Origin of the sequence: Mycobacterium sp. (assembly GCF_049280035.1) — a bacterium.
In the GTDB taxonomy this organism is placed as follows: domain Bacteria; phylum Actinomycetota; class Actinomycetes; order Mycobacteriales; family Mycobacteriaceae; genus Mycobacterium.
The window spans coordinates 1-6,542 of the sequence record NZ_JBAPPI010000203.1 but is presented as its reverse complement, the minus strand read 5'-3'; the positions used below and the strand labels follow the sequence as shown (position 1 = coordinate 6,542).

At 65.6% G+C, this 6,542-nt stretch carries 7 protein-coding genes; all 7 read right to left on the bottom strand.

Features of this window, described 5'->3' with window-relative positions; translation table 11 throughout:
• Positions 1-299, bottom strand: a 299-nt coding sequence (locus tag WAN71_RS06650) for an SDR family NAD(P)-dependent oxidoreductase (protein WP_422224572.1), incomplete at its 3' end; no start/stop codon positions are given.
• 36 nt (positions 300-335) lie between these two features.
• Positions 336-1,280 carry a hydroxymethylglutaryl-CoA lyase gene (locus WAN71_RS06645; protein ID WP_422224574.1) on the bottom strand — a complete coding sequence of 315 codons (945 nt, stop codon included), beginning with the start codon at positions 1,278-1,280 and terminating at the stop codon, positions 336-338.
• A complete protein-coding gene (locus WAN71_RS06640) occupies positions 1,274-2,500 on the bottom strand; it encodes an acetyl-CoA hydrolase/transferase family protein (protein WP_422224571.1) in 1,227 nt (408 codons plus the stop codon). The genes WAN71_RS06645 and WAN71_RS06640 overlap by 7 nt, the downstream gene beginning before the upstream one ends.
• Positions 2,497-3,699 carry a thiolase family protein gene (locus WAN71_RS06635; protein WP_422224570.1) on the bottom strand — a complete coding sequence of 401 codons (1,203 nt, stop codon included), beginning with the start codon at positions 3,697-3,699 and terminating at the stop codon, positions 2,497-2,499. Before WAN71_RS06635 ends, WAN71_RS06640 begins: the two co-directional genes overlap by 4 nt.
• Entirely contained in the window at positions 3,699-4,466 is a 768-nt protein-coding gene (locus WAN71_RS06630) for an SDR family NAD(P)-dependent oxidoreductase (protein WP_422224569.1), read from the bottom strand. Before WAN71_RS06630 ends, WAN71_RS06635 begins: the two co-directional genes overlap by 1 nt.
• Complete coding sequence (locus tag WAN71_RS06625; RefSeq protein ID WP_422224573.1) at positions 4,466-5,632, bottom strand: acyl-CoA dehydrogenase family protein; 1,167 nt, start codon at positions 5,630-5,632, stop codon at positions 4,466-4,468. Before WAN71_RS06625 ends, WAN71_RS06630 begins: the two co-directional genes overlap by 1 nt.
• 107 nt (positions 5,633-5,739) lie before the next feature.
• Positions 5,740-6,542, bottom strand: an 803-nt coding sequence (locus WAN71_RS06620; RefSeq protein ID WP_422224568.1) for an acyl-CoA dehydrogenase family protein, incomplete at its 5' end; no start/stop codon positions are given.

Sequence of the window (6,542 nt, the reverse complement as noted above, 5' to 3'; positions counted from 1 at the left end):
GAAGTTTTCAAGAACGGCATGAAGTCGTCCCAGCCGGCGTTGTTGACCACGATCTCGATGTCCCCGAGTTCGGCGGCGACGGTCTTGACCGCGCCGCGTACCGAGTCGGTGTCGGTCACATCGACGTGAACCGCGATGGCTTCGCCGCCGGACTCGGCAATGCGCTTTGCGGTGGCTTCGGCCGCCTCCAGGTTGAGGTCGGCGACAGCGACCCGGAACCCGTTGGCGCCCAGGGTTTCAGAGATTCCTTGGCCGATGCCTTGGGCTCCGCCGGTGACGAATGCGACGCGGTTGGTCATATCTGTTCTCTCCTTTGAGATGAGTGATGGGATGGTCTAACGGCAGGACGGAGCGCTGGGGTTCGGTACCCAGTCGATCGGACCGGCGACGATGGAGTGGCTGGTCAGTTTGCGGCCGAGCACGCTCTGAGCGGCGCGGGCCGCGTTGATCATGGCCGGCAGCGATACCCCGGTGGACACGCCCATCTCCTGGAACATGCTGATCAGATCCTCCGAGGCGATGTTTCCGGTCGAACCGGCCGGCACCGGGCAGCCGCCGAGTTCGCCGAAGCTCGATTCGAAGCTGGTGCACCCGGCCTGCATCGCGGCATAAGCATTGGCCAGTCCCTGGCCGCGGGTGTTGTGGAAGTGGGCGGTGACCTCGACACCGGGCAGTCGTTCGATAGCGGCAGCGAAGAATTCACCGACATAGGCGGGGTTGGCCATCCCGGTGGTGTCGCCGAACCCGACCTCGCTGGCGCCCGCGGCAGCGAATTGCTCAGCGATGTCGAGCACCCGCTTCATCGGCACCTTGCCCTCAAACGGACAACCGTAGGAGGTCGCGATGACGGCGGCGCAGCGCAGATCCTCGGCGACGATGCGCTTGGCGATGACCTCGTTGTCGGCCATCGATTCGGCGATGCTTCGGTTCACGTTCTTCTTGTTGTGTGTCTCCGAGGCGCTGACGAAGATCGCGACCTCGGAGAAGGTCTCGCGCACCTTGAGCGCGTTGTCGAGTCCTTTGCTGTTGGGCACCAGCACCATCAGCGACACGTATTCGGGCACATCGATGCCGCGCAGCACCTCGACGCCGTCGGACAGCTGGGGGATGACGTCTGGTCGCACGAAACTGGCAACCTCGATGCGGCGCAGGCCAGTCCGGCCCAGCTGGTTGATCAGATCGATCTTGTCGGCGGTGGCGATGGTTTCCGGTTCGTTCTGGAAGCCGTCGCGCGGACCCACCTCGCGGATATCGACATGCGCGGGCAATCTACTCACAATGTGCTCCTTTCGCGGTCAAGCTGGTCGCGGAACTCGGGGGCGGCGATGGCGGCCATTCGTCGGGCCCGTTCCCTTAAGCTGCAGCCACGCAGATGCGCGACGCCGTATTCGGTGACGACGGTGTCGACGTCGGACCGCGTGGTGGTGACCACCCCCCCATCGAGTGCGGCTTTGATCGTGGACTGGCCGCCCGATGTGGCCCGCAACGCGATAATCGAACGTTTGCCGGTGAGCGCGGCGGCCCGGGTGAAGTCCACCTGCCCGCCGACAGCGCCGATATATACGCCGCGGCTGACCTCGGCGCCCACTTGCCCGCTCAGGTCGACCTCGACTGCGAAGTTCACCGAAACCAGCGAGTGCAACTGCGAAAGCACCTGCGGGCTATGGGTGTAACTGGTTGGCAGGAACCTGGCGGGAAGCTCGGGCACCCGGTGGTACAGCTCAGCCGTACCAAGCGCGGTGCCGGCCACAATCAGTCCGGGGTCGATCTCCTTGCGGCTGCCGGTCGCCACGCCTTTGTCGACCAGCCGGAGCAGCCCGTCGGTGACCATGCCCGTGTGAAATCCCAAATCCTCGTGTTCGGCCAGCGCATCAAGCATCGCGGCGCCCAGCGAGCCGACTCCCAACTGCACGGTATCTCCGTCGTCGATCAGCTCGGCGACGTGGGCGGCGATGCGCTGCTCGGTGACACCCGGTGCGCGGGTGGGATCTTCGGCCAGCGGCCGGTCTGTGCTGATGGTCGCGGCGAACCGGTCGAGCGGAATTCGTTGGGTGCCAACCGTGGCCGGCATCCTCTGGTTGATCTCGGCGATGAGCACCGGCGTGTGCCGCATCGCATCGGCGACGTAGTCGACACCGATGCCCAAAGAGCACATCCCGTTTCGGTCAGGTGCGGACACCTGCATCAGGCCGACATCACAGGGCAGCCGGCGTTCGGCGAACATCCGCGGTAGCGCCGAATAGTGGCACGGCACTACGTCCAGGCGCCCGGACCGGCTCAGCTCCCGAAGCTCGCCGAGCCCGCCATAGGACACCATCGACATCCGGCCGGGCATCGTGATGGCGAGCTGGTCGTTCCAGCTCAGCCCGGTGAACGTGCGGATCGGACCGATCCGGGGACTCTGCAAGATCAGCGCGTCGACCAACGGACGCGGCTCCGCGGCGGCCTGACCCCACCAGACTCCGTCATCGCGGGACAGGAATTGTCTGAAATCGATCACGTCGGTACCCGTTGGATCAAGGTTCCCGTCCCAAGGCCCCCGCCGCAGCACATCGTCACCAGGCCGAGGTCGGCCTCGCGGCGTTCGAGTTCGGGGATCAGGGTGGCGATCAGCCTGGCCCCGGTCGCACCGACGGCATGACCCAGCGCGATCGCACCACCGTTGACGTTCACGCGGTCGATGTCGGAACGCAGCTCGCGCTGCCATGCCAGCACCACTGAGGAGAACGCCTCGTTGACCTCGAACAGGTCGATGTCATCGATGCTGAGAGTGTTGCGCTGCAACAACTTCCGGGTTGCCGGAATGGGCCCGGTCAGCATGATGATCGGATCGACTCCGACGGTGGTCTGGTCGACAATGCGGGCACGCGCCCGCAATCCGAGCCGGTGCACGGCGTCGCCGGAGCACAGCAGCACTGCCGCGGCGCCGTCGCTGATCGGCGAGGACGACCCAGCGGTGATTCGCCCACCTTCCTTGCGGAACACCGGTTTGAGGTTGGCCAGTGTTTCCACTGTGGTCTCCGGGCGCACGCACTGATCGGCGTAGCGGGTCTGGCCGTCGAGTGTCATCGGCACCATCTCGGTGACGAAGCGGCCGTCGGCGATGGCCTTGGCAGCGTTCTGGTGCGACCGCGCCGCGAAGGCATCCATCTCCTCACGGCCCAGCTCCCAACGGTCGGCGATCAGCTCGGCGCTTTCACCTTGGTGCACAAAGGCGTAGCGGTCGCGCAGCTCGGCCGGCCACGGGTCGCCGTAGAGTTCGGAGACCTTGGCGGGGGAGTCGATGGGGACGTGGCTCATGTGCTCTACACCGCCGGCGATGACAACGTCGTGCGTGCCCGAGGCCACCAGCGCCGCAGCCATTTCCACCGCGGTCTGCGCCGAGCCGCAGCGCCGGTCCAGCGTGGTGGCCGGTACCTCGGGCGGATAGCCCGCCTGCAGCCACGCGTTGCGGGCGATATTGCGGGACTGTTCACCGAACGGGGCGGTGCAGCCGATCACCAGGTCTTCCACCACGGCGGGTCGGATTTCGGTGCGTCTGACCAGCTCGGTGTAACAGGCGGCCAGCATTGCGTTGGGGTGAATGTCGCGGTACCACCCACGCTCGGGATGCGATTTGCCTATCGGGGTGCGTACCGCCTCGGCGATGTAGACCTCGCGGCCCGTCGAGGCAAAGGGTCCTGTTACCTTGTGGCGCATCAGATCACCGTCCCACCGTCGACTGGCAGCACTTGCCCGGTGATGTAGGACGCGGCGTCTGAGGCCAGGAAGACAAATGTCGGTGCGATCTCGTCCGGGAAGGCCCACCGGCCCAGGGGAATTCGGGCCAGGGTTTTCGCGGCCAGCTTTTCGTTGCTGCGGATATTTTCCGTCATGGGCGTCGCGGCCAGTGGCGCGACGGCGTTGACGGTGATCGACTGGCGTGCCAGCTCACGAGCCAGCGACTTCGTCAGACCGACGATGCCTGCCTTGGCGGCCCCGTAGTTCGCTTGGCCGATGGTCCCGGTGAGGCCGGCCGCTGAAGTGACGTTGATGATCCGCCCGGTGCCGTCGGACCGCATGTGGTGCAATGCGGCCTGGCTGCACACGAAGCTGCCGATCAGGTGGATGTCGATGATACGGCGGAACTTCTCCTCGGAAAGGTCCGCGAACATCGCGGGTGCGATGGCGCCGGCATTGTTGACCAGGATGTGCAGTGCGCCGCCGCCGAGCTCGGCTGCGGCCGCGGCGGCTTCCTTCGCTGCTGCCGAGTCGCGCACGTCGAGCACCAATGGCTGCGCAGTACCGCCGGCGGCGGTGATCGACTCCGCGGTGGCCATGGCGGCGTCCTTGTCGATATCGGTCACCACAACGGCGGCCCCGGCGGCGGCGAAGGCACGGGCGATCGCCTGGCCGAGACCGCTGCCCGCACCAGTCACCAGCGCCGAGCGCTCGTCGAGCCGGAAGACGTCACGCTGCTGCGTCATCAGTAGCTCCTTGGCAGGCCGAGCACGTGCTCGCCCAGGTAATTGAGCACCATTTCCTGGCTGATCGGAGCGATCCGCGTCAGCCGGGCCTCGCGGAAGTACCGCGCCACGTGATACTCCTCCGAGTACCCCATACCGCCGTGTGTTTGCAGTGCGCGGTCAGCCGCGTCGAACGCGGCGTCGGCACACAGGTACTTGGCCGTATTGGCTTCGCGTGCACAGGAGTTCCCGTTGTCGTAGAGCCAGGTGGCTTTGCGCAGCATCAGCTCGGCGGCGTCCAGCCGGGCCAGCGAGTCGGCCAGCGGAAACTGCAGTCCCTGGTTCATTCCGATCGGCCGACCGAATACAACACGCTCGTTGCCGTACCGCACCGCCGCACGCAGCGCCGCACGCCCAATGCCTAGCGCCTCGGCGGCGATGAGACAACGCTCGGGGTTCAGCCCGTCGAGGATGTAGCGGAAACCCTGGCCTTCCTCGCCGACACGGTCCTCGATGGGGATCTCGAGGCCATCGATAAACAACTCATTGGAGGACACCGCGTTTCGGCCCATCTTAGGTATCGGGCGAATCTCGACCTTGCTGCGATCGAGGTCGGTCAGAAACAGGGTCATGCCATCCGTTTTGCGGGTTGCGTCCTCGAATTTCGTGGTGCGAGTTAGCAACAGGACCTTCTCCGACTCCAACGCCTTGGAGATCCATACCTTGCGCCCGTTGACGACGTAGTGATCGCTCTCGCGCCGCGCAAACGTGGTGATCTTTGTGGTGTCCAGTCCCGCGCCCGGCTCGGTGACGCCGAAACAGACGTGCAAGTCACCGGTGACGATTCGGGGCAGGGTGCGCGATTTGAGCTCCTCGGACCCATGCACGATCACCGGATGCATGCCGAATATCGACATGTGCATGGAGCTGGCGCCGTTCATCCCGGCGCCGCTGGCCGCGACCTCCTCCAGCAGAATGGATGCCTCGGTAATGCCGAACCCATGGCCCCCGTATTCCTCTGGTGTGGTAATGCCGAGCCAGCCGCCCTCGGCGAACGCGTCGTAGAACTCGGTCGGGAACTCGTGCCGTTGATCTTTGGTCATCCAGTAGTGGTCGTCGAACTTGGCTGCCAGTTCAGCGACCGCAGCGCGGATCGTCTGCTGGTCATCGCTCAACTGGAAGTCCACAACGCTCTCCACTCGACGACTGTTGGGAATAGGCTAAGGACTAATCATACTAATGGACAGACCAAAATGAAAGCCCGTTTACTGAGGTCCCGGTCACCTGCGCACGGTCATGCCGTGACGGGCAGTAGCGGCAGCGCGTCCGCGATGCGCTCGTTCCACGCCGCCGGTGTGCCGAATAGCACCCGGTCGAGCTTGGCCCGCTTGTAGAAGAGGTGCAGATCGTGTTCCCAGGTGTAGCCGATCGCGCCATGGAGAGTCAGCGCGCTGTCGGCGAGTTCGACGGCCCCGCCGGTGACCTGCGCCTTAGCGACGGCCGCGTGGATCGCGCGGTCAGACAAACCTTCCTCCACCGATTGCGCCGCGTAGCAGGCGATCGACAGCGAGGACTCCACGGTGACCAGCATCTGCGCGGCGGCATGCTTGACCGCCTGGAACGAGCCGATCGGCCGACCGAACTGCTGGCGTTGCTTGCTGTAGTCGACGGCGAGTTGAAGCATTCGTTCCGATGCGCCCAGTGCGTCGGCTGCGACCAGAACCGCTGCCCGGGCCGCGATTTCGCTGATCGTCGCGGCCGGGTCGAGCTCGAGCCGGCGTGCCGCGACGTCGTCAAGCACGACATCGGCCACGTCCCTGGAACGGTCCAGCAGCGACCGGGGGTGAATCCCTATGCCCGGGTCGCCGCCGTCCACCAGCCACAGCGATATGGACTCGCCATCGGCTATCGGGACCAGAAACCGCCGCGCCCGGACGGCACCCAGTACGAACGGTATCTGCCCGTGCAGCCGGTCGGTGCGGCTCTCTACCGAGGGCACCGCGGCCGGAATGCGGTCCGCCCGCACCGCCAGTGCGGTCACCTCGCCGGATTCGGATGCCGCGCGCGCCAACTCTGGCTCGTCGGCCAGCGCTGGGA

Excerpts from the sequence above, each read along its gene's own strand:
- WAN71_RS06635 (WP_422224570.1), bottom strand. The coding sequence starts at position 3,699 with ATGCGCCACAAGGTAACAGGACCCTTTGCCTCGACGGGCCGCGAGGTC.
- WAN71_RS06630 (WP_422224569.1), bottom strand. The coding sequence starts at position 4,466 with ATGACGCAGCAGCGTGACGTCTTCCGGCTCGACGAGCGCTCGGCGCTG.